This is a genomic window from Mycobacterium sp. IS-1590 (assembly GCF_001500025.1).
Classification (GTDB): domain Bacteria; phylum Actinomycetota; class Actinomycetes; order Mycobacteriales; family Mycobacteriaceae; genus Mycobacterium.
The window spans coordinates 397,039-418,574 of the sequence record NZ_LQIW01000001.1 but is presented as its reverse complement, the minus strand read 5'-3'; the positions used below and the strand labels follow the sequence as shown (position 1 = coordinate 418,574).

23 protein-coding genes are annotated in these 21,536 nt (G+C 68.1%); 12 read left to right on the top strand and 11 right to left on the bottom strand.

The genetic code is table 11. The annotated features are described in order from the left end of the window. Nucleotides 1–5 precede the first annotated feature (5 nt). The gene (locus AU197_RS02035) at nucleotides 6–974 is read right to left on the bottom strand and encodes an NAD-dependent epimerase/dehydratase family protein (protein ID WP_082696449.1); all 969 of its coding nucleotides are present in this window, start codon (nucleotides 972–974) and stop codon (nucleotides 6–8) included. A gap of 37 nt (nucleotides 975–1,011) precedes the next feature. On the opposite strand from AU197_RS02035, the gene AU197_RS02030 reads away from it, so the two are divergent. Continuing rightward, complete coding sequence (locus tag AU197_RS02030; RefSeq protein WP_064400692.1) at nucleotides 1,012–1,896, top strand: glycosyltransferase family 2 protein; 885 nt, start codon at nucleotides 1,012–1,014, stop codon at nucleotides 1,894–1,896. A gap of 5 nt (nucleotides 1,897–1,901) precedes the next feature. Here the strand turns inward: AU197_RS02030 and AU197_RS02025 are convergent, their stop codons facing one another. Both AU197_RS02025 and AU197_RS02020 read right to left on the bottom strand, forming a co-directional pair. Beyond that, on the bottom strand, nucleotides 1,902–3,116 hold the full coding sequence (locus tag AU197_RS02025; protein WP_064400691.1) for a glycosyltransferase: 1,215 nt from the start codon (nucleotides 3,114–3,116) through the stop codon (nucleotides 1,902–1,904). Between the two features lie 19 nt (nucleotides 3,117–3,135). Next, nucleotides 3,136–4,110 carry a glycosyltransferase gene (locus AU197_RS02020; protein ID WP_082696448.1) on the bottom strand — a complete coding sequence of 325 codons (975 nt, stop codon included), beginning with the start codon at nucleotides 4,108–4,110 and terminating at the stop codon, nucleotides 3,136–3,138. Nucleotides 4,111–4,272: 162 nt separating this feature from the next. On the opposite strand from AU197_RS02020, the gene AU197_RS02015 reads away from it, so the two are divergent. The 6 genes from AU197_RS02015 to mbp1 all read left to right on the top strand — a co-directional run bounded on the left by AU197_RS02015 (nucleotide 4,273) and on the right by mbp1 (nucleotide 7,225). Continuing rightward, on the top strand, nucleotides 4,273–4,476 hold the full coding sequence (locus tag AU197_RS02015; protein WP_064400690.1) for a hypothetical protein: 204 nt from the start codon (nucleotides 4,273–4,275) through the stop codon (nucleotides 4,474–4,476). A 122-nt stretch (nucleotides 4,477–4,598) separates the two neighbouring features. Further along, nucleotides 4,599–4,952, top strand: coding sequence for a hypothetical protein (locus AU197_RS02010; protein WP_231744792.1), 354 nt, complete (start codon nucleotides 4,599–4,601; stop codon nucleotides 4,950–4,952). Beyond that, nucleotides 4,952–6,181 (top strand): Nramp family divalent metal transporter, encoded by a 1,230-nt coding sequence (locus tag AU197_RS02005; protein WP_064400688.1) that lies wholly within the window; start codon nucleotides 4,952–4,954, stop codon nucleotides 6,179–6,181. Before AU197_RS02010 ends, AU197_RS02005 begins: the two co-directional genes overlap by 1 nt. Continuing rightward, complete coding sequence (locus tag AU197_RS02000) at nucleotides 6,178–6,573, top strand: hypothetical protein (RefSeq protein WP_064400687.1); 396 nt, start codon at nucleotides 6,178–6,180, stop codon at nucleotides 6,571–6,573. Before AU197_RS02005 ends, AU197_RS02000 begins: the two co-directional genes overlap by 4 nt. After that, the gene (locus tag AU197_RS01995) at nucleotides 6,560–6,904 is read left to right on the top strand and encodes a PRC-barrel domain-containing protein (protein WP_064400686.1); all 345 of its coding nucleotides are present in this window, start codon (nucleotides 6,560–6,562) and stop codon (nucleotides 6,902–6,904) included. Before AU197_RS02000 ends, AU197_RS01995 begins: the two co-directional genes overlap by 14 nt. Nucleotides 6,905–6,988: 84 nt before the next feature. Further along, complete coding sequence (gene mbp1, locus AU197_RS01990) at nucleotides 6,989–7,225, top strand: microaggregate-binding protein 1 (protein WP_064400879.1); 237 nt, start codon at nucleotides 6,989–6,991, stop codon at nucleotides 7,223–7,225. A gap of 55 nt (nucleotides 7,226–7,280) precedes the next feature. Here mbp1 and usfY read toward each other — a convergent pair whose 3' ends face one another. The 4 genes from usfY to AU197_RS01970 all read right to left on the bottom strand — a co-directional run bounded on the left by usfY (nucleotide 7,281) and on the right by AU197_RS01970 (nucleotide 9,453). Then, nucleotides 7,281–7,589: a protein UsfY gene (usfY, locus tag AU197_RS01985; RefSeq protein ID WP_064400685.1), complete on the bottom strand. Its 309-nt coding sequence runs from the start codon at nucleotides 7,587–7,589 to the stop codon at nucleotides 7,281–7,283. 99 nt (nucleotides 7,590–7,688) lie between these two features. Beyond that, nucleotides 7,689–8,321: a flavodoxin family protein gene (locus tag AU197_RS01980; protein WP_064400684.1), complete on the bottom strand. Its 633-nt coding sequence runs from the start codon at nucleotides 8,319–8,321 to the stop codon at nucleotides 7,689–7,691. Then, nucleotides 8,318–8,689, bottom strand: coding sequence for a hypothetical protein (locus AU197_RS01975; protein ID WP_064400683.1), 372 nt, complete (start codon nucleotides 8,687–8,689; stop codon nucleotides 8,318–8,320). Before AU197_RS01975 ends, AU197_RS01980 begins: the two co-directional genes overlap by 4 nt. An 83-nt stretch (nucleotides 8,690–8,772) precedes the next feature. Beyond that, a complete protein-coding gene (locus tag AU197_RS01970) occupies nucleotides 8,773–9,453 on the bottom strand; it encodes a PAS and ANTAR domain-containing protein (RefSeq protein WP_064400682.1) in 681 nt (226 codons plus the stop codon). Nucleotides 9,454–9,545: 92 nt separating this feature from the next. Between AU197_RS01970 and AU197_RS01965 the strand changes: the two genes are divergently transcribed. Continuing rightward, complete coding sequence (locus tag AU197_RS01965; protein ID WP_064400681.1) at nucleotides 9,546–10,139, top strand: restriction endonuclease; 594 nt, start codon at nucleotides 9,546–9,548, stop codon at nucleotides 10,137–10,139. Here the strand turns inward: AU197_RS01965 and lat are convergent. Next, nucleotides 10,132–11,490: an L-lysine 6-transaminase gene (gene lat / locus AU197_RS01960; protein ID WP_064400680.1), complete on the bottom strand. Its 1,359-nt coding sequence runs from the start codon at nucleotides 11,488–11,490 to the stop codon at nucleotides 10,132–10,134. The genes AU197_RS01965 and lat overlap by 8 nt on opposite strands. Nucleotides 11,491–11,543: 53 nt before the next feature. Beyond that, nucleotides 11,544–12,023, bottom strand: coding sequence for an Lrp/AsnC family transcriptional regulator (locus AU197_RS01955; protein ID WP_064400679.1), 480 nt, complete (start codon nucleotides 12,021–12,023; stop codon nucleotides 11,544–11,546). Between the two features lie 93 nt (nucleotides 12,024–12,116). On the opposite strand from AU197_RS01955, the gene hglS reads away from it, so the two are divergent. Beyond that, entirely contained in the window at nucleotides 12,117–13,286 is a 1,170-nt protein-coding gene (gene hglS / locus AU197_RS01950) for a 2-oxoadipate dioxygenase/decarboxylase (RefSeq protein WP_231744802.1), read from the top strand. 5 nt (nucleotides 13,287–13,291) lie between these two features. After that, nucleotides 13,292–14,827 (top strand): L-piperidine-6-carboxylate dehydrogenase, encoded by a 1,536-nt coding sequence (gene amaB / locus AU197_RS01945; protein ID WP_502687843.1) that lies wholly within the window; start codon nucleotides 13,292–13,294, stop codon nucleotides 14,825–14,827. Here the strand turns inward: amaB and AU197_RS01940 are convergent. Both AU197_RS01940 and AU197_RS01935 read right to left on the bottom strand, forming a co-directional pair. Continuing rightward, entirely contained in the window at nucleotides 14,824–15,261 is a 438-nt protein-coding gene (locus tag AU197_RS01940) for an SRPBCC family protein (protein ID WP_064400677.1), read from the bottom strand. The genes amaB and AU197_RS01940 overlap by 4 nt on opposite strands. A 19-nt stretch (nucleotides 15,262–15,280) precedes the next feature. Further along, the gene (locus AU197_RS01935; RefSeq protein ID WP_064400676.1) at nucleotides 15,281–16,120 is read right to left on the bottom strand and encodes an SDR family oxidoreductase; all 840 of its coding nucleotides are present in this window, start codon (nucleotides 16,118–16,120) and stop codon (nucleotides 15,281–15,283) included. A 115-nt stretch (nucleotides 16,121–16,235) separates the two neighbouring features. On the opposite strand from AU197_RS01935, the gene AU197_RS01930 reads away from it, so the two are divergent. Continuing rightward, nucleotides 16,236–16,886 (top strand): TetR/AcrR family transcriptional regulator, encoded by a 651-nt coding sequence (locus AU197_RS01930; RefSeq protein WP_064400675.1) that lies wholly within the window; start codon nucleotides 16,236–16,238, stop codon nucleotides 16,884–16,886. Between the two features lie 94 nt (nucleotides 16,887–16,980). Further along, nucleotides 16,981–21,519 carry an ATP-dependent helicase gene (locus tag AU197_RS01925; protein WP_064400674.1) on the top strand — a complete coding sequence of 1,513 codons (4,539 nt, stop codon included), beginning with the start codon at nucleotides 16,981–16,983 and terminating at the stop codon, nucleotides 21,517–21,519. The last annotated feature ends 17 nt before the right edge of the window (nucleotides 21,520–21,536 follow it).

Genomic DNA, 21,536 nt, shown 5'->3' with positions numbered 1-21,536 from the left:
TTACCTCAACTCCCCTGCAGCGCAACGGTTGTCGATTGCCGACGGAACCAGTCGACGGTCGTGGACAAGCCTTCGGTGTAGCTGATCCGCGGTTGCCACCCGAGCAGCTCCCGGGCCAGCGTGATGTCGGGGCACCGCCGTCGCGGATCGTCCTGCGGCACCGGGCGGAACTCGATCGGTGAATCACTGCCGACCAGATCGCGGATGAGCTCGGCGATGCGTAACACCGTCAGCTCGTCGGGGTTGCCGATGTTGATCGGTCCAGTGCAGTCGGATTCGCCCAACGCGATCAGCGCCGCGACGGTGTCGTCGACGTAGCACAGCGACCGGGTCTGGGCACCGGTACCGTTGACCGTGATCGGTTCGCCCGCCAGCGCCTGGTGGCAGAACGTCGGCACGATGCGGCCGTCGTCGCGCCGCATCCGGGGCCCGTACGTGTTGAAGATCCGCGCAACGCCGATGTCGGCCGACCGTTCGCGCAGGTAGGCGAACGCCAACGCCTCGGCGAACCGTTTGGCTTCGTCGTACACGCTGCGAGGCCCGATGGGATTGACGTTCCCCCAATATGTTTCGGGCTGCGGGTGTTCCTGTGGGTCGCCGTACACCTCGCTGGTGGACGCCAGCACCAGCCGTGCGTCGCATCGTTCGGCATATTGCAGCATGTGCTCGGTGCCCACTGCGCCCGTGCGCAGCGTCTGGATCGGCAGCTGCAGATAGTCCACCGGCGAGGCAGGCGACGCCAGGTGGAAGACGGTGTCGATCTTCACAGGAAGGTCGGGCAGTGCCTCGCTGATGTCGTGGCGGACGAAGCGATATCCCGAGCGATCGAGGAACAGATCGGCCGCGGTCGGCGCGCTGGTGGATGAATCGTCGACGCAGATCACCTCGACCCCCCGATCGAGCAGCCGCTCACACAGGTGCCCGCCGAGAAACCCGCCGCCGCCGGTGACCAGAGCGCGTTTGATGTCACGCATCGTTTGCCTTCCGAATGTGCGGGTAGCCACCCCGGTCATGCAGGGCCGAGCCTTCTCCGACCTCTCGTTCGTGATAGCCAGCCGGAATCGCGCCACCGAACTCGCGACGGTGGCGGCCCGGCTGCTGGACACCACCGCATGCCCGATCGTCGTGGTGGACAACGCATCCACCGATGACACCGCCGCGATCATCGACAGGATGGCTGAGCGGTCGGCGAACCGCCTTCAGCTGATCCGGCTCGACACCAATCGTGGCGCGGTCGGCCGCAACGTCGGGGTGGCGGCGTGCGCCACGCCGTACGTCGCCTTCTGCGATGACGACTCCTGGTGGACGCCGGAGTCCCCTGCGACCGCAGTGGAGGCGTTCGAACGGTATCCGTCGGTGGGACTGCTGGCCGCGCGCACGATCGTGTGGCCGCAGCGCCGCGAGGATTCGTTCTCCACACGGCTGGCACATAGCGCGCTGGGCCGGCGAGCGGACCTTCCGGGCCCGTCGATCCTCGGTTTCATGAGCTGTGCGGCCGTGGTGCGCAAGCGGGCGTTTCAGCAGGCCGGGGGTTTCAGCGCCATCCTGCACTTCCGCGGCGAGGAGCAACTGCTCGCACTGGACATGGCTGCGGCCGGATGGGACCTCTGCTACCACCCCGAGCTGGTCGCGATCCACCAGCCCTCCCCGGTGCGGGCCACGACCGCCGCGCAGGCCGCGCGGGTATTGCGCAACGACGTGCTCACCACATGGCTGCGACGTCCGATTGGCCACTGCCTGAACGCAAGTGGGCGGATGCTCGCCGCGGCGCTGCGTGATCGCGAGCATGCCAAGGGCGCGGTCGAGGCGGTGGTTCGCCTCCCCGCGGTCGTCGTGCAGCGGCGCACGTTGCCCAGCGAGCTCGAGCGAGCGGTGCGTCTGCTGGAGTCGGGCTGAACCGGTCATCCCGACGACACGCTGGTCGCCGGCGCCCGCACCGGCGCCAGCCGGTCGTAGATCCGCTGGCTGTCGGTGGCGATCCGGTCCCAGGAGTAGCGGGCCCGGGCACGATCCCGGCCGGCGGCACCCATGCTCTTCCTCAGGAAGTCGTCTCGCAGCAGAATGTTCACCGCCTTGGCGACCTCGTCGGGGCGCTTGGGCTTGACGAGTTGCCCGGTCACGTCGTGCACGACGGTGTCGAGCATTCCGCCGACCGCCGAGGCGACCACCGGAACACCACACGCCATCGCCTCGAGCGGCACGATGCCGAACGGTTCGTACCACGGGGTGCACGCGACCACGTCGGCTGACCGAAGGATGGCCGGCATGTCGCCGCGGGACACCGAGCCGTAGAGATGAACGCGGTCCGCGACACCCAACTCCCCTGCCAGGCCCATCAATCGATGCGCCTCGGGCTCGGTGTCGAGCCGGGACGCCTCGGGTCCGCCGACGATCACCAGCTCGGTATCGGGCATGTGTGGCAATGCGCGCACGACGACGTCGAAACCCTTTCGCGGCACGAACCGGCCGACGCTGACGATGCGTCGCAGGTCACCGCGCGGCGCGACAGGACCTTGTGGGCTGAACAGGTCCAGATCCACGCCGCACGGCACCACGGAGATCCGGTTGCGGGACCGGCCCATGCGCATCAACTCGAACACCTCGTCCGTGCACGTGGCGGCCACCCAGGTCGCGGAGCGGGCCACCATCGCCTCGAGGTGCAACCGGTCCGGCGGACTGGTGTCACGGACACCCTGATGGCGACGCTTCACCACACCGAGCGCATGAAAGGTCTGCACGGCGGGCAGGTCGAGATGACGTGCCGCGAGTTGGGTTGCGATACCGGACATCCAGAAGTGGGCGTGGGCCACGTCGGGCCGGTCGGTTGCCCATTCGTCGTCGAGGAATTGCGCGAACGGCCCCATATGGGCGAGGAGTTCGTCTTTGGGGAGCGGTTCGGCCGGTCCGGCCGGCACGTGTACCACGGTGTATCCCTGCGAGGTGACGACCCGGTCGGGAAGCTTCGGATCGTTTTTTCTGGTGTAGACGTCGACCTGATGACCCCGCCTGGCCAGTGCCGCTGACAACTCGGCGACGTGCACGTTCTGGCCCCCGGCATCGACTCCGCCGAGCGCAGCGAGCGGGCTGGCGTGCTCAGACACCATTGCGATTTTCATCGGCGCCCTCCTTTCCTCGTCACCGACAGCACTCGTCGATGAGGTCGTCCCATTGCGCAAGGAACCGATCGATTCCGAACTGCGCCCTGGCGAAATCACGCGCCGCCTTACCGGCCGCGGTGGCGGCGGCGCCGTCCGCGACGAAGTGGGCCAAGGCGCGGCCGAGTGTGTCGACGTCGACGCTCACGACACCGGCTTCCGGCGGCACGGCCAGCGGCGCCATCGTCGACGCGACGGCCACCACCGGCATTCCGATGAACATCGCCTCGATGAGCGACAGGCCCAGCGACGTCCACCGGGCGGTGTGCACGAAGACGCGACGTCGGGCCACCTCGGGCAGCAGGGCGGCGGTCGGCACGTCACCTCTTCCGCGCACCCGCGGACTGTCGATGCATACGCTGATCACATCGGTGTCGATGCCCCAGACGTCGATCGGGACGTGCTCGGAGAATCCGGCCAGCAAATCCGCGCCGACCGTGCGCCAGCGCCTGCACGGCTCGTTGATCATCGTCGCGGCGGCTGCGACGTCGCCGCGGTAGAGCAACCCCGGGTCGGCGATCCCGTGAGTGATGACGCGAGTCGGGGCCGAACCGTTGTTCCACATGAGCCGGTTGAAGTCGGTCACGTGCACGATCGGGATATCGGTGCGCTCAGCAACCGGATGAACGCTGTCGACCGCGAACGGTCGCGGGGCGTTGTGCTCCACGTAAACCGCGGGTACGTCTTGACCCGGTCGGCGTCCCAGCCACCGGTTCGTCAGCTCGATTTCCTCGGGACGTTGCAAGACCACCAGGTCGATGTCCTCGTCATACAGATCGTCGAACGAAACCTCGTGCGCCCGTGGCCAATTGCGTCCGCACAGCCCGCGGCCGTCGGAATCTCTACGCTGATTCACAGGCAATACACAGCGATGGCCGCCGGCGACAAAGGATTCGGTCCAAGACCCGTGCACATGCCAGAGGAGCACCGAACGGGGCGTCGAAGACATCGACATGCGGCCCGCCTACCCGAGCCCTTCTGGGGCAAAACGGTTCTCCGATTGACTCTTCGCATAGCGGACGAGAGGCGATTCGCATATCGGACTTTCCCGTCGAACTCCGAGAGAGGCGCGACTCCGGCGCCGTTTTGCCACCGGGCGCACGGGTACCCGACCGGCATGTCAGACAGCGAAGGCCTGCCCGACGACGTTCCCCTCGCCGATGCGATGGAGCAGCAGCGCGACACCAGCGAACCGGTTCTCGACGAGGAGGCCAGCGCCGAACCCGAACCGGACCCGCCGCTGGAGGCTCCGCCCGCGGATTGGCAGGATCAACTCGAGACGGTGGAGATCGACGACGAGGACGGCACCGTCGGGGACTGATTGGCACCAGTCCGATGCCCGGCTACGAGCGCGCTCGACGACTCCAGGGACCACTGGTCCTGCTGGTCGTACTCGTCGCACTCGGGTTTCTACTCACGTGCTGCCCCGCTAATCGCGACGGCATGCCGGGCCAACTCGCCAGCGCGATGGAGGAAACGACGTCGGCGGCGCGCAGCGGCGCCGCGGCGTTGGACCTGTGGTCGCAGGGACGGTCGACCGCTCGACTGACCGGTGTGCAACTGTCGGACGCCCGCTCCGACGTCGTGAAGGCCTACCAGGGCATCGCCGATCTGCGCGCCCGCGACTCTGTCGACGTCGGACGCCAGCGCATGCTGGCCGACTCGATGACCGACATCATCGGCATCCTCAACGCCGCAGTAGCCAGCATCAGACAGGTCAGCAGCGAACCGTCGCCGCAGCGGGCTCGCGCCGACCTCCTGGCGGCGGCGACTGCGCTCGAAAGCCGTTACCGCTGATGAAGAAGCTCTTGTCGGTCGCGCTCGGGATACTGACCGCGATCGGGGGATTCGTCGACATCGGCGATCTGGTCACCAACGCCGTGGTGGGGTCGCGATTCGGAATGGGACTGGCCTGGGTCGTTGTCGTCGGTGTCGCGGGAATCTGCCTGTACGCCAACATGGCCGGCCGGGTAGCGGCGGTCAGCGGCCGTGCGACCTTCGAAATCATCAGGGAACGGCTCGGTCCGCGCACCGCGGCCGCCAACCTCGCGGCGTCGTTCTTCATCACACTGATGACGTTGACCGCCGAGATCGGCGGCGTTGCCCTGGCCCTGCAACTGGCCACGGACGTCGGCCCGATGATGTGGATTCCCGTCGCGGCGTTCGCGGTCTGGGTGGTGGTATGGCGGGTCAAGTTCAAGATCATGGAGAACGTCGCGGGCCTGTTGGGACTGTTCCTGATCGTGTTCCTGGTCAGTGTGTTTCTGCTGCAACCGGATTGGGCTGATCTCGCCGATCAGGCGATGACACCTGCAATCCCGGAGCAGGAATCCGCTTCCACCTACTGGTACTTCGCCATCGCGCTGTTCGGCGCCGCGATGACGCCGTACGAGGTCTTCTTCTTCTCCTCGGGAGCCGTCGAAGAGCATTGGACCCGCAAGGATTTGAGCACGTCACGCGTCAACGTGCTCGTCGGCTTTCCCCTCGGAGGTCTCTTGTCGCTCGGCATCGCGGCCTCGGCGGCGATCGTCCTACTCCCCCAACAGATCGAGGTGACCTCGCTGTCGCAGACGGTCATGCCGGTCGTGGCCGCCGGCGGAAAGCTCGCGCTGGCGTTCGTGATCGTGGGCGTCGTCGCGGCGACGTTCGGTGCGGCGCTGGAGACGGCGCTGTCCAGCGGATACATTCTGGCCCAGTTCCTCGGCTGGCCGTGGGGCAAGTTCCGACGTCCCGCCGAGGCCGCCCGATTCCACGTCGTCATCTTCGTCGCGATCGTCGCCTGCGCAGCGGTGTTGTTCACCGGAATCGACCCCATCCTCGTCACCGAGTACTCCGTGGTGTTCTCCGCCATCGCGCTTCCGCTGACATACCTGCCAATCCTGATCGTGGCCAACGATTCTCAGTACATGGGTGGTGAGACCAACGGAAGGGTGACTAACATGCTCGCCTCGGTATACCTGGTGGTCATCGTCGCGGCGTCGGTGGCGGCGATCCCGTTGATGATCGTGACGGGAGCGGGACAGTGAACGATCTGCCGGTCAAGCGTCATCGCGGTCGCCTACTCGACGCCCGGCTGCATCTACTGGACCGCCAGATGCTCGACGACGCGGGTGATCCTGTCGGAATCGTCGACGACATCGAGCTGACCGGCATCGAGATGGATCACGACGTGGCCGCCGGCGCCCAGCCGCCGCGGGTCAGGGCCCTGCTATCGGGACAGGTGGTGGCGACACGGATCTTGGGTGGATCACCTCCTCGGTCGCGGCTACAGGAGATTCCTTGGCGCCTGGTCGCCTCGGTCGGGGTCGTCGTAAGGCTCAAACCCACCGATATGACATTCGACATCGGCTGGGTTGAACGCTGGCTGCGCGATCACATCGTCAAACGCGTTCCGGGAGGCCGACATGCGGCTGAGTGAGCTGCTGGGGCTGCAGGTCTTCGACGCAGGCAACCATCGGGTCGGAACGGTGATCGACGTTCGCCTCGCCACCAGCGGCGACCCGACCGACGATCCGCCGGCGCCGCGGGTTTTGGGACTCGTCGTGAGCCCCAAAACGCGGTCGTCGTTCTGGGGTTTCGAACGGTCGGGCGCGACCGCCCCGGCGCTGATAGCCCGAATCGCGAGGTGGCGGCACCGCGGAACCTTCCTCGCGGCGTGGGAGGACGTCGCCCGTGTCGGTGCGGACGGCGTGCGGTTGCAGGCCGACTACACCCGCTTCTCGGCGATGCTGCCCACCGCGGGCGTTTAGTCGATCAGGGCCTCGGGAACCCGACACCTGCACGAGGAAGTTCCTCGTGATTGGACTGAATCCACTCCACTGCGGAAGGTGAACATGACCGAGAAGAACAGTGGCCCTGAAGAAGGCATCAAAGGCGTCGTCGAAGACGTGAAGGGCAAAGCCAAGGAAACGGTCGGCACCGTCACCGGCCGCGACGACATGGTTCGCGAAGGCAAGGCCCAGCAGGACAAGGCCGATGCTCAGCAGGACGCCGCCAAGAAGGAAGCCGAGGCGGAATCCGCCCGCGCCGGCGCCGAGGCCGCCGAGAAGCGCCAGGAGAACGAGCAGTAACTGATTTCAACGAGAAAAGCCCAGCCGCATCGGCTGGGCTTTTTTCTTCGGTGTGTCAACTACTCGGTTTTTGCCGTTGCGCGTCGGGATGTTCTGCGTACCAACGATCTTCGATCTTGCGCACCCGCAGATGCTCGACGAGCAGCCAGCCACCACCGATGATGAACAGTGCAGCGGAGCCGCAGCCGAGGCCGATGCCCACCCCGTGGTGGCCGGCGCCGTGAGCCGCCAGCGCAGAGACGAACAGCACCAGGGCCACGCCGATGAGGATCAGCCCCGGCATGTTCTTGGTGTCCTTCATCGACTCCCCGGCGTGTGGACGTGTGGTCCTCGCGTGGTCGACGGGATCCTTCGGGCTCTTCATCGGTACTCCTCTCTCGGCATACCTCCACCCGGATATGGGTTACTGACAACGCTAGAACTACCCGACCTCACAGGGGCAGAAACGGGCCGTGAGCGGCCGTCACCGGTACGACAGATACTGATCGGCGCGCAGGGCTGCCGCGAGATGAGCAGCATTGCGGGCCAACGCGGCAGTCGTCGACGCGACAGGTTCGGGCACCTCGTCGAGGTCCTTGTAGTCGGTGCTCTGCATCGCTTCGCCGGTCCAGTAGGTGCCACCCTGGGCCGGAATGGTGTAGCCGATGTCGTTGAGGCCTTGAAAGCAGTCGGCGATCACCTTGTGCGCGCCGTCCTCGTTGCCGACGACCCCGACCACTGCGACCTTGCCGACCATGACCGGCCGGCCCGCGTCGTCGGTGTTGGACAGTTCGGCATCGAGCCGCTCCAGCACACGCTGTGTCACGCTGGCCGGATGCCCCAACCAGATCGGGGTGGACAGCACCAGGATGTCGGCGCGCAACAGTTTCTCGCGGATGCGGGGCCATTCGTCGCCGTCGCCCATATCGGCCTCGACACCCGGGGCGATCGCGTAGTCAACGCAGCGCACCACCTCCGTCTCGACCCCCGCACCGCGCAGGTTCTCGCAGATGTGTTCGGCCATCAACGCACTGCTCGACTCCGCGGGGCTGGGCTTGAGGCTGCACACCAGCGCCACGGCGGTCAACGGTCGGTCATCGCTGCCGGGCGTGTTCATCCGCCGAGCACCGCGAAACCGGTGAGCGCGGGCATGCTCGTCATGAGCACCAGCAGCATCGACGTCAGCAGGAACCATCCCGCGCCTTGCCACGCCGTCGACATCTCGCCCCTGCGCCAGTTCTGATAGGCGCGGAAGAAGGCGCGCGCCCCGCCCAGCAGCAGGACGGCGGGCGCCCCGAGGGCCAACAGGGTCCGCTGGGGCGCGCCGCAGGCCAGGGTGTCGGCCGTGGCGCCCTGGCAGGTGCTCACCCACACCATCGCGCCGAGCAGGAAGATCGCGCCGGTGGCACCGATCCCGATGGCGAACCGCACTGCGTCGCGGATGCCGGTGTCGACATGCCTCAGCTCGCTGGGACCGTGGTACACGACGAGAACTCCCGAATTTGCTGCGCAATCAGCGATATGAATGAGACGCAGAGGGTGTTCCCGGCTGCCCGGCTCGGTAAACCTCAGTTTTCGACGCGATAGTGCGCGGTCAGCAGGAGCCGGTCATAGGTGGACCGCGGCGGCAACTCCTCCTCGTAGGTCAGCCCCAGGAAGTCTCTGGCAATTTGCTCAGCCAACACCCGCAGCTTGGTGTTGGTCTCCTGCGAACGCCACCGGAGCAGCTCGAACGCCGAATCCGCCGAGATCCGATAGATGAGCATCAGCATCCCTTTGGCCTGCTCGATCGGTCCGCGGGCCTCGGCCATCTCGGTGACCGCGGCGCTGAAGGCCCGGTCGTGCCGCTGCAGGGTGGACGGGGTGACGTCGACGTAGAACCCGTGGGTGCCCACCACCTGATCGGTGTCGTCGAAGAGCTGGTCACCGACGACGACGACGTGGTGCACCTGCCCGCGGGTGTCGATGATCCGGTGGCGGGTGGAAAACGCGCCCGACGTACGCCGGATCTCGTCCAAGGTCGCCGCCACCTGGCGGTAGTCGTCGGGGTGTTTGTGGGACAACACGAGTTCGGTCGTCGGCTCCGTGGTCCCCGGCTCGTAGCCGTGCATCCGTTCGACTTGCGGCGACCATTCCCAGCGTTGGTCGGCGAAGTAGAACCGGAACCACCCCACCCGATGCGGGTCGCCGCCCGCGAGGGCCTGCTCGACGGGTGTCTGCCCGTCGGAATCGGGCAGCTCGTCAGTCATGACCGCAGGTTGACTCCGGTGATTGCACACGTGTATTCCACCACGATCGGCCACTCGTTTCTCGGACAAACGTCGGCTCGGCCGGCGCGGGGATGTCGGGGGCGCGCCTTACGATCCGTCGCGTGATCGTAAAGCTGTACCTGGCCTCGGCCTCGGCGGCGGGCGTGGGGGCATGGCTGTTCGGGGTCGCGCCGCAGTGGAGCTTCGCGCTCGGACTCGTCGCCCCGCTGGTGCTCGCCGCGCTCCCACGCTTCCTCGCAGGCACCCTTGTCGGCGTCACCACTCCCGGCGCACGCGAGGACCGCACCGCCGCGATGTCGGGCCCGGAGTTCGAGGATCACGTGGCACGGGTGGCCCGATCCTGCGGGGTGCCGGTGATCATGACCGCGATCACAGGCGATTGGGGGGTCGACATCATCGTCGGCAGACGACCGAATCGCATCGCCATACAGTGCAAACGCCAGTCGCGCCCGGTCGGAGCGAGCGCTGTACAGGAAGTGGTGGCGGGCGCGCCGATGCAGGACTGCAGCAAGACGATGGTCGTCACGAACCACGAATTCACCGCCGCCGCACGCAAACTCGCCGAGCTTCATGGATGCGAGCTGGTCGGTGGCGCCGACCTACCCCGGTTACGGTCGACGATTCGGCGACTGCTGGAGCCGTCGGCCCCGACGCAGATCAGCTGAGCGCGTCCCGCACGGCGGCCCGGGTCGCGTCGATGGCGGCGTCGATGTCCTCGCGCGACACCGTCAGCGCGGGCCGGAATCGCACGCTGCACGCTCCGCTCGGCAGCAGGATCACCCGCCGGTCCCACAGCCTGCGAATCAGCTCGTCGCGAAGCGCAGGCGTCGGCAGGCTGAACGCGCACATCAGCCCGCGGCCCCGAACGTCGAGGACGACCCCTGGAAACTCCGCGGGCAGGACCCCGAGCCGGGCCAGCAGATAGTGGCCCATCTCGGCCGCGCGGGCCACCAGCCCGTCGGCCTCGATGACCTCGAGGATGCGGCGGGCCCGCACCATGTCGGCGAGGTTGCCGCCCCACGTCGAGTTCAGCCGCGAGCTCACGGTGAAGACGTTGTCGGGCACGGTGTCGACGCGGTGACCGGCCATGATGCCGCAGACCTGGGTCTTCTTGCCGAAGGCGACCACGTCGGGTGTCACACCGAGCTGTTGGTAGGCCCACGACGTCCCGGTCAGGCCGCATCCCGTCTGCACCTCGTCGAAGATCAGCAGCGCGTCGAACTCGTCGCACAGCTCGCGCATCGCCGCGAAGAACTGTGGCCGGAAGTGGCGGTCACCCCCTTCGCCCTGAATCGGTTCGGCGATGAAACACGCGATGTCGTGCGGGTGGGCCTCGAACGCCTCCCGCGCCTGACGCAGCGACTCGGCCTCGATGGCGTCCATGGCTTCATCGTCCAGACCAGGGCGGATCACCGGCGCGTCGATGCGCGGCCAGTCGAATTTCGGGAACCGCGCCACCTTGACCGGATCGGTGTTGGTCAGCGACAAGGTGTAGCCGCTGCGGCCGTGGAACGCCCCGCGCAGGTGCAGAACCTTGGCGCCGAGCGCGGCGTCTCGCCCGTTGGCCTCGTTGTGTCTGCTCTTCCAGTCGAAGGCCACCTTCAGCGCGTTCTCCACCGCGAGCGCTCCGCCGTCCACGAAGAACAGGTGCGGCAGCGCAGGATCGCCGAGCACGCGCACGAAGGTGTCGACGAAGCGAGCCATCGGCACCGAGTACACATCCGAGTTGCTCGGCTTGTTGACAGCGGCCCGGGCCAGCTCGGCGAGGAAGTCGTCGTCGCCGGCCAGCGCCGGGTGATTCATCCCCAGCGCGGACGATGCGAAGAAGGTGAACATGTCCAGGAAGCGATCGCCGGTCCGTGCGTCGACCAGATGCGAACCCGACGACCGCTGCATGTCGAGGACCAAGTCCATCCCGTCGGCCAGGATGCTGCGCGACAGCACGGCATGGACGTCGCCGGGCCCGACACCGGCCACCGGCGCGTCGACGGCGGGGCGCGCGAGGAGATCGGTCATGCTGCCCAGGTTAGCAGGATTTTTACTGTTTATCCTTGGCTAAGCCGTAATAGTTACGGGACCAGGTCGCGTCGCTCGTAAAACGTCTGTAGGATGATCGTGCTTCGCGTCCGCACATTGGCGGCGGTGCGAATCTGCTGCAACAGGTTCTCGAGCGCCCGCGCCGACTCGACGCGGACCAGCAGGACGTAGCTTTCGTCGCCGGCCACCGAATGACAGGACTCGATGGCCTCGATGTGTTGGAGGCGGGCGGGAGCGTCGTCGGGCTGCGAGGGATCGAGAGGAGTGATCGCCACGAATGCCGACAGCATCTTGCCGACCGCTTCGGGATTGATCCGGGCCGAGTATCCGGTCACCACACCTCGCGCCTCGAGCCGGCGCACCCGTGACTGCACCGCCGAGACCGAGAGGCCCGCGGTAGCGGCCAGATGCGCCAGCGTCGCGCGGCCGTCGGCGATCAGTTCACGAACCAGGGTGCGGTCGATATCGTCGAGATGCGTCGCGGTATCGGGCTGTTCGGGGGCTCCAGCCATGGCGGCACTGTATCGGAGGCGGTGCCCGCGGTGACCCCGAAGAGCCTTGAACCCTGGCAACTGCGAGCCCGGTTCGCCGCCGAACTGTCCCGGATGTACGGCGCCGAGGTGCCCGCCTACACCGCCCTCGTCGAGGTCGCTTCCGAGGTGAATCGCGAGCATGCCGCGAGCGCACCCGACCCCGAACGATTCGGCTCGCTCGAGCGAGTCACCGCCGAGCGGCACGGGGCGATCCGGGTCGGCAGCGCCGCCGAACTCGCCGGGGTCGCCGACCTGTTCGCGGCGTTCGGCATGTACCCGGTCGGCTTCTACGACCTGCGCGAAGCCGCTTCGCCGGTACCCGTGGTGTCGACGGCGTTTCGTCCGATCGATCCCGATGAACTGCGGCGCAACCCGTTCCGGGTGTTCACCTCGATGCTCGCCACCGCCGACGGCCGCTTCTTCCCCGCCGAACTACGGGTCCGGGTCGAGGAGTTCGTGGGGCGTCGCCACTTGTTCGACCCCGCGTTGATCGCCGAAGCCCGGCGCATCGCGACGGCCGGAAGCGTGGACCGGGACCGCGGCGAACGGTTCGTCGCCGACGCGGTGGCCGCGTTCGCGTTGTCGCGCACACCGATCGACCGCGGGTGGTACGAGGAGCTGAGCAGGGTGTCCGCGGTGGCGGCCGACATCGCGGGCGTCACCACCACCCACATCAACCACCTCACGCCGCGGGTACTCGACATCGACGAGCTGTACCGCCGGATGGCGGATCGCGGCATCACGATGATCGACGCGATCCAGGGCCCACCGCGTGTCGACGGTCCCCCAGTGATGTTGCGGCAGACGTCTTTTCGCGCGCTTGCGGAGCAGAGGCGCTTCCGCGAACCGGACGGGGCGGTGTCGGGGCGCGCGTTGCGGGTGCGCTTCGGCGAGGTCGAGGCTCGCGGTGTGGCGCTGACGCCCCGAGGGCGCGAACGCTTCGACGCCGCGATGGCCACACCGGATCCGGCCGCCGTCTGGTCTCAGTACTTCCCGACTACCGACGAAGCGCTGGCCGCGTCCGGTCTGGCCTACTACCGCGGCGGAAACCCGTCGAAACCGGTTGTCTACGAGGACTTCCTGCCCGCTTCCGCGGCCGGCATCTTCCGCTCGAACCTCGATGACGACGCACGGGCCGACGTGTCCGCCGGTGGCTTCGACTACAGCATGGCCTGGCTGTCGGACCGGATTGACAAGCCCGTTCACGACCCTTACGCGCTCTACGAGAAAGCAGCACAATGACGATCATGACGACAGCGACACTTCCCGCGGTCGAGACTCTGCGCACCCGCGCTCGCGAGGCGCTCAGCGCCGTCGGCTGGGACGGGGACCTCGGCGCCGCCGGGGAGCACGGATTGCAGGCCGGCACACCGATCACCGGTGAGGTGCTGTTCACCGTCGCCGAGACGACGGCGCAGGACACCGCACGCGCGATCGCCGAAGCGGCACAGGCGTTCACGACATGGCGCACCACACCGGCGCCCGTCCGCGGCGCTCTGGTGGGACGGCTTTGTGAGCTGCTGGTCACCCACAAGGCCGACCTTGCCACGCTGGTGACGCTGGAGGCCGGGAAGATCACCTCCGAGGCGCTCGGCGAGGTGCAGGAGATGATCGACGTCTGCCAGTACGCCGTGGGCCTGTCGCGCCAGCTCTACGGCCGCACCATCGCCTCCGAGCGTCCCGGCCACCGGTTGATGGAGACCTGGCATCCGCTCGGCGTGGTCGGCGTGATCACCGCGTTCAACTTCCCCGTCGCGGTGTGGGCGTGGAACGCGGCCGTGGCGTTGGTGTGCGGTGACACCGTGGTGTGGAAGCCGTCGGAGCTGACCCCGTTGACCGCGCTGGCGTGTCAGGCGTTGATCGAGCGCGCCGCCGGCGATGTCGGGGCGCCGCCCGAGGTGAGCCGGTTGGTTCTGGGCGGGCGCGAGATCGGCGAACGCCTCGTCGACGATCCGCGGGTCGCCTTGCTCAGCGCGACGGGGTCGGTGCGGATGGGCCAGCGGGTCGGACCCCGGGTGGCGCAGCGCTTCGGCAAGGTCCTGCTCGAACTCGGCGGCAACAACGCCGCGATCGTGACGCCGTCGGCCGATCTCGAATTGGCGGTACGCGCGATCGTGTTCAGCGCTGCGGGCACGGCGGGGCAGCGGTGCACGACGCTGCGCAGGCTGATCGTGCACTCCTCCGTCGCCGACGACGTGGTCCAGCGGATCGTCGCCGCCTACCGGCAACTTCCTGTCGGTGATCCGTCGGTCGACGGCACGCTCGTGGGCCCGCTGATCCATGAGACCGCATATCGGGACATGGTGCGCGCGTTGGAGATTGCCGGTGCCGACGGCGGCGAGGTCATCGGCGGGCAGCGTCAAGACGTCGGCGACGAGAGCGCCTACTACGTCGCACCGGCGGTGGTGCGCATGCCCGCCCAGACCGAGGTCGTGCATGCCGAGACGTTCGCCCCGATCCTGTACGTGATGACATACGACACCCTCGATGAGGCGATCGCGATGAACAACGCTGTTCCGCAGGGACTTTCGTCGTCGATCTTCACCCTCGACATGCGCGAGGCGGAGCGGTTCCTGGCCGCCGACGGCTCGGACTGTGGGATCGCCAATGTCAACATCGGGACCTCGGGCGCCGAGATCGGAGGCGCATTCGGTGGCGAGAAGCAGACCGGCGGCGGCCGCGAGTCGGGCTCGGACTCGTGGAAGGCCTACATGCGGCGGGCCACCAACACCGTCAACTACTCGACCGAACTACCGCTGGCGCAAGGCGTGCACTTCGGTTAGGACGTCTCCAACGCCTTGGCGCAGCCGTCGAGAACAGCGCGAAAGTTCCATCGGAGCAGCCGCGAACTCACGGGTTCGAACGCCTTGCCGCCGGACCACAGCGGATGGGTGTACCTGGTCACCCACTCGACGTGGGTGCCGGCGCCTGCGGGGGTGAACGTCAGCGTGCCGCCGTCGTGAACGAAACCCGGAACCGAGCGCAGGATCAGGTAGGAGTAGCTGTGCGGCGGGTCGTAGGCCGTGTACTCCTCTTCGAACCACATGCCGGTGCCGGTCACGGTCCGCACCGCGCCGGCCTTCAGCGCCGACGACCCCTTCGCCAGCCGGGCGCCGAGCACGAGCGGCGCGGCGGTGAGGCTCTTCGGGTCGGCAAGCCAGTCGAATACGCGCTCGGGCGCCGCGGCGATGGTGCGGTCGATGCGTAACTCGATCATCGCGCCAGTCTAGGTCGCCCTACAGGATTGGTCTGCCCCCGGTGACCGCAATCCGCGCGCCCGTCACGTAGCTCGCCTCATCGGAGGCCAGCATCACGTAGACCGGCGCCAACTCGACCGGCTGTCCCGCACGGCCCAACGGCGTGTTCTCGCCGAACTGCTTGACCTTCTCCGGCGGCATGGTCGACGGGATCAACGGTGTCCAGATCGGGCCCGGCGCCACACTGTTGGCGCGAATGCCCTTCTCCCCCAACATCTCGGCCAGGCTCGCGGAGAAGTTGGCGATCGCTGCCTTGGTCGCCGCGTACGGCGCCAGCTTCGGATTCGGCATGTCGGAATTCACCGACGAACTACCGATGATCGACGCACCGGCGCCCATGTGCGGCAGCGCGGCCTTCACGAGGTAGAAGTACGCCCCGATGTTGAGCCGGAACGTGTAATCCCATTCCTCGTCGCTGATCTCGTCGAGGGAGTCGTGCGTCATCTGATAGGCGGCGTTGTTGACGAGCACATCGATACCGCCGAACTCCTCGACGGCGCGGTCCACGACCGCGCGGCAGTGCGCCGGGTCCGACAGATCGCCCGGCACCAGTACGCATTTGCGGCCGGCGTCCTCGACGTACTTCTGCACCTCCTTGGCGTCGCCATCCTCGTTCAGGTAAGCGATCAGCACGTCGGCGCCCTCGCGCGCGTAGGCGATGGCGACCGCGCGGCCGATTCCGCTGTCGCCGCCGGTGATGATCGCGCGCTTGCCGGTCAGCCGGCCCGATCCGCGGTAGCTCGTTTCACCGCAGTCGGGGGCCGGGGTCATCTCGCTCTGCACGCCGGGCGGGGACTGCTGCTGTTCGGGGAAGCTCATCGATCGCCTTTCATCTGAAGTCTGTTTGATGTCTGTTCCTGCGCGGGTTACCCCGCAGCGGTCCGAATACTCCGGGAGAGCCGCTGTTTGACATGTGTTCACTACGATGAGGCGCATGGCCGAGTCCCGACGGCGGCTCTCCCCCGCCGACCGACGCAGCGAACTGCTGACGCTCGGTGCCGAGGTGTTCGGTCAGCGGCCCTACGACGAGGTCCGCATCGACGAGATCGCCGAGCGCGCCGGAGTGTCCCGGGCGCTGATGTACCACTACTTCCCGGACAAGCGAGCGTTCTTCGCCGCGGTGATCCGCGCGGAGGGCGAGCGGTTGTTCGAGGCCACCAACGTGCCCCCGCGGTCCGGGCAGAGCCTTTTCGCCCAGGTGCGCGAGGGTGTGCTCGCGTATCTGCGCTATGACGACGAGCACCCCCACGGCGCGTGGGCCGCCTACGTGGGATCCGGCCGCTCCGACCCCGTACTGCGCGGCATCGAGGACACCGACAACGACCGTCAGGCCAACCGCATCCTCGGCCGCATCCACGCCGCCCTCGGCGACGACCTGGACTCCAAGGTCGAGCGCGACCTCCGCATCACCGTCTATGGCTGGCTGGCCTTCACCTTCGAGATGTGCAGACAACGGCTGATGGACCCCTCCATCGAGGCCGGACCGGTCGCCGACGCGTGCGCACACGCGCTGCTCGACGCCGTCGGACGCGTCCCTGGCATCCCTTCTGCCCTACGCGAAGCGGTCTCGCCGAAACGCCGCTGACCTGCGCTCTCGGTGCGCCAACTGTCGCCGGGAGACACCTGGGGCGCCGAAGCGGCCGAGGACTTGTCGGTGGTGAGGTGCACCATGGACGTCGATGAGCAAAGACCCCCTCGCCCGGTTCAGCGACCTGACCCGGGAGTGGTTCACCGGCACGTTCGCCGAGCCGACGCCCGCCCAGGCCCAGGCCTGGGCGGCGATCGCCGACGGCGACAACACGCTCGTCATCGCGCCGACCGGGTCCGGTAAGACGCTCGCGGCGTTCCTATGGGCGATCGACCAGTTGGCGTCCGGCCCCGCCGAACCCCGGGCCGGCACCAAAGTGCTGTACGTCTCGCCGCTGAAGGCGCTCGCCGTCGACGTGGAGCGCAACCTACGCACCCCACTCACCGGCATCGCCCGCGTGGCCGAGCGGCGCGGCGTACCCGCCCCACAGATCAGCGTCGGCGTGCGCTCCGGCGACACCTCGCCCGCGCAACGGCGAGATCTGATCGCCCGGCCGCCCGACATCCTCATCACCACGCCCGAATCGCTGTTTCTGATGTTGACCTCGGCGGCGCGCGACACCCTGGCCGACGTTCAGACGGTCATCGTCGACGAGGTACACGCCGTCGCGGCCACCAAACGCGGCGCCCACCTCGCGCTGTCGCTCGAGCGGCTGGACCAACTGCTGGACACAGCCGCGCAGCGGATCGGGTTGTCGGCCACCGTCCGTCCGCCCGAGGAGGTGGCGCGGTTCCTGTCCGGCCAGGCCCGCACGACCATCGTGGCGCCGCCCGCCGCCAAGACATTCGACCTGTCGGTCCAGGTTCCGGTGCCCGACATGGCGAACCTCGAGAACAACACCATCTGGCCGGACGTCGAGGAACGCATCGTCGACCTGGTCGAATCGCACAACTCGTCGATCGTGTTCGCCAACTCGCGGCGACTCGCCGAGCGACTCACCTCGCGGCTCAACGAGATCCACGCCGAGCGCACCGGCCAGGAACTCGAGACGGGTCCCAACACCGGGGTCGCGGGCGGTTCGCCCGCGCACATCATGGGCAGCGGGCAGGCGTCGGGTGCGCCCACACTGCTGGCGCGCGCGCACCACGGTTCGGTCAGCAAGGAACAGCGCGCGCTGGTGGAGGACGATCTGAAAAGCGGCCGACTCAAGGCCGTCGTGGCGACCTCGAGCCTGGAGCTCGGGATCGACATGGGCGCAGTCGATCTGGTGATCCAGGTGGAGGCCCCGCCCTCGGTGGCCAGCGGGCTGCAGCGCATCGGCCGCGCCGGCCACCAGGTCGGCGAGATCTCGCAGGGTGTGCTGTTCCCCAAACACCGCACCGACCTGATCGGCTGCGCGGTAACGGTGAAGCGAATGCTCTCCGGTGAGATCGAAACCATGCGGGTGCCCACCAACCCGCTCGACGTGCTGGCCCAGCACACCGTCGCCGCGTGTGCGCTCGAACCGCTCGACGCCGACCGCTGGTTCGACGCGGTGCGGCGCAGCGCCCCGTTCGCCACCCTGCCCCGCAGCGCGTTCGAGGCGACGCTGGATCTGCTGTCGGGTAAGTATCCGTCGACCGAGTTCGCCGAGCTGCGGCCCCGCCTGGTGTACGACCGCGACACCGGCACGCTGACGGCTCGGCCCGGAGCACAGCGGCTGGCGGTCACCAGCGGCGGTGCGATCCCCGACCGCGGCCTGTTCACGGTCTACCTGGCCACCGACTCCGAGAAGCCCTCCCGTGTCGGCGAACTCGACGAGGAGATGGTGTACGAGTCACGGCCGAGCGACGTCATCTCTTTGGGCGCGACGAGCTGGCGGATCACCGAGATCACCCACGACCGCGTCCTGGTGGTCCCGGCACCCGGCCAACCGGCGCGACTCCCCTTCTGGCGCGGCGACGGCGTCGGCCGCCCGGCCGAACTGGGCGCCGCGGTCGGGGCGTACACCGGCGAGTTGGCCCGCCTCGGTCGCGACGAGTTCGACCAGCGGTGCCGGTCAATGGGTTTCGACCAGTTCGCCGCCGACAATCTGTGGCAGCTGATCGACGACCAACGCCAGGCGACGGGTGTTGTCCCTTCCGACGCGACATTCGTCGTCGAACGGTTCCGCGATGAGCTCGGCGACTGGCGCGTCATCCTTCACTCGCCCTACGGACTGCGGGTGCACGGCCCATTGGCGCTGGCGGTGTCGCGACGGCTGCGCGAGCGGTACGGCATCGAGGAGAAGCCCACCGCCTCCGACGACGGCATCATCGTGCGCCTGCCCGACACCGAAGACGTGCCGCCCGGCGCCGACCTGTTCGTCTTCGACGCCGACGAGATCGAGCCGATCGTCACCGCCGAGGTCGGCGGGTCGGCGTTGTTCGCGTCCCGGTTCCGCGAGTGCGCCGCCCGCGCGTTGCTGTTGCCGCGCCGCCATCCCGGCAAGCGTTCCCCGCTGTGGCACCAACGCCAGCGCGCCGCGCAACTGCTCGACGTCGCGCGCAAGTACCCCGACTTCCCGATCGTGTTGGAGGCCGTGCGGGAATGCCTGCAGGACGTCTACGACGTGCCGGCTCTGACTGAGCTGATGCACCGGGTTGCTCAGCGCCGGTTACGCATCGTCGAGGTGGAGACCACCACGCCGTCGCCGTTCGCCGCCTCGCTGTTGTTCGGGTACGTCGGCGCCTTCATGTACGAGGGCGACAGCCCGCTGGCCGAACGCCGGGCCGCGGCACTGTCTTTGGACAGTGTGCTGTTGGCCGAACTGCTGGGCCGGGTCGAGTTGCGCGAGCTGCTCGACCCGCAGGTCATCACGACTACGACCCGACAACTCCAGCATCTGAGCGACGACCGGCAGGCCCGCGACGCCGAGGGCATCGCCGACCTGCTGCGGCTGCTGGGCCCGTTGACCGAAGCCGAGATCGCCGAACGCTGCACGACTTCCGACGTCGGCGGCTGGCTCGACGGTTTGCGTGCCGCCAAGCGTGCCGTGACTGTGTCCTTCGCCGACGAGACGTGGTGGGCCGCCATCGAGGACATCGGCCTGTTGCGCGACGGCGTGGGTGTGGCCGTACCGGTCGGGGTGCCGACGGCGTTCACCGAATCGGTCGACGACCCGCTGGGCGAGCTGGTGGGCCGCTACGCCCGCACCCGGGGACCGTTCACCACGCACGACGCGGCCGCCCGGTTCGGCCTGGGTCTGCGCGTCACCGCCGACGTGCTGGGCCGGATGGCCATCGACGGCAAGCTGATTCGCGGTGAGTTCACCGACCTACCGGTCGCCGACCCGGTTTCCACCGAGCAGTGGTGCGACTCCGACGTGCTCAAGATTCTGCGGCGCCGGTCGCTCGCGGCGCTGCGCGCGCAGATCGAGCCGGTCAGCACCGCAGCGTACGGACGCTTCCTGCCCGCGTGGCAGTCGGTCGGCTCGGCGCACAACAGCGGCGTCGACGGGCTGGCCGCCGTGATCGACCAGCTTTCGGGCGTGCCGGTTCCGGCTTCGGCCGTCGAGCCCCTGGTGTTCGGTCAACGCGTGCGCGACTACCAGCCGGCGATGCTCGACGAACTACTGGCCTCCGGTGAGGTCACGTGGTCGGGGGCCGGCCAGATCGGCGGTGGCGACGGGTGGATCGCTTTCCACTCCGCCGAGTCGGCGCCGTTGACGTTGAGCGCGCCCACCGAGATCGAGTTCACCGACACCCACCGGGCGATCCTCGAAACGCTCGATCGCGGCGGCGCTTTCTTTTTTCGTCAGCTCGCGGACAATCCGAGCGAAGACCACAAGAACGCGCTGTGGGATCTGATCTGGGCGGGCTGGATCACCGGCGACACGTTCGCGCCGGTGCGCGCCAAGTTGATGGGTACTCGCGGGACGTCCGGGCGACGCAGCACACCGGCGCATCGGCAGCGGCGACGGGCGCCGAGGTTGAGCAGCTACAGCGTCGCGCACGCCCAGACCCGCAACGCGGACCCCACCGTGGCCGGCCGGTGGTCGGCGCTGCCGGTCGCCGAGCCGGAATCGACTGTGCGCGCGCACTTTCAGGCCGAACTGCTGCTGGGCCGCCACGGGGTGCTGACCAAGGGCGCGGTCGGCACGGAAGGCGTGCCCGGCGGGTTCGCCATGCTCTACAAGGTGCTGACGGCGTTCGAAGACGCCGGCCGGTGCCAGCGGGGCTATTTCGTCGAGTCACTCGGCGGTGCACAGTTCGCCGTCGCATCCACGGTGGACCGCTTGCGCACCTATCTGGACAGCGTCGACCAGGACCACCGCGACTACCACGCGGTCGTCCTGGCGGCCGCCGATCCGGCCAACCCCTACGGCGCCGCGCTCCCGTGGCCGACAAAACGATCCGACGACGACGTCACGCACCGCCCGGGCCGCAAGGCCGGTGCACTGGTCGCGATGGTCGACGGCGAACTGGTGTGGTTCCTCGAACGCGGCGGGCGCTCACTGCTGAGCTTCACCGGCGACACCGATGCGCACATCGCCGCCGCCGCGGCCCTGGCCGATCTGGTCAGCAGCGGTCGCGTCGGATCATTCCTCGTCGAGAAAGTCAACGGTGTTCCCGTGCTCGAGCCGGGTGCCGCGGGCGAGCGCGCGGCGGTGCACGACGCCCTGCTGGGCGCCGGGTTCGCCCGCACACCGCGGGGGCTGCGGCTACGGTGATGAGGGCCCTGCCCGAA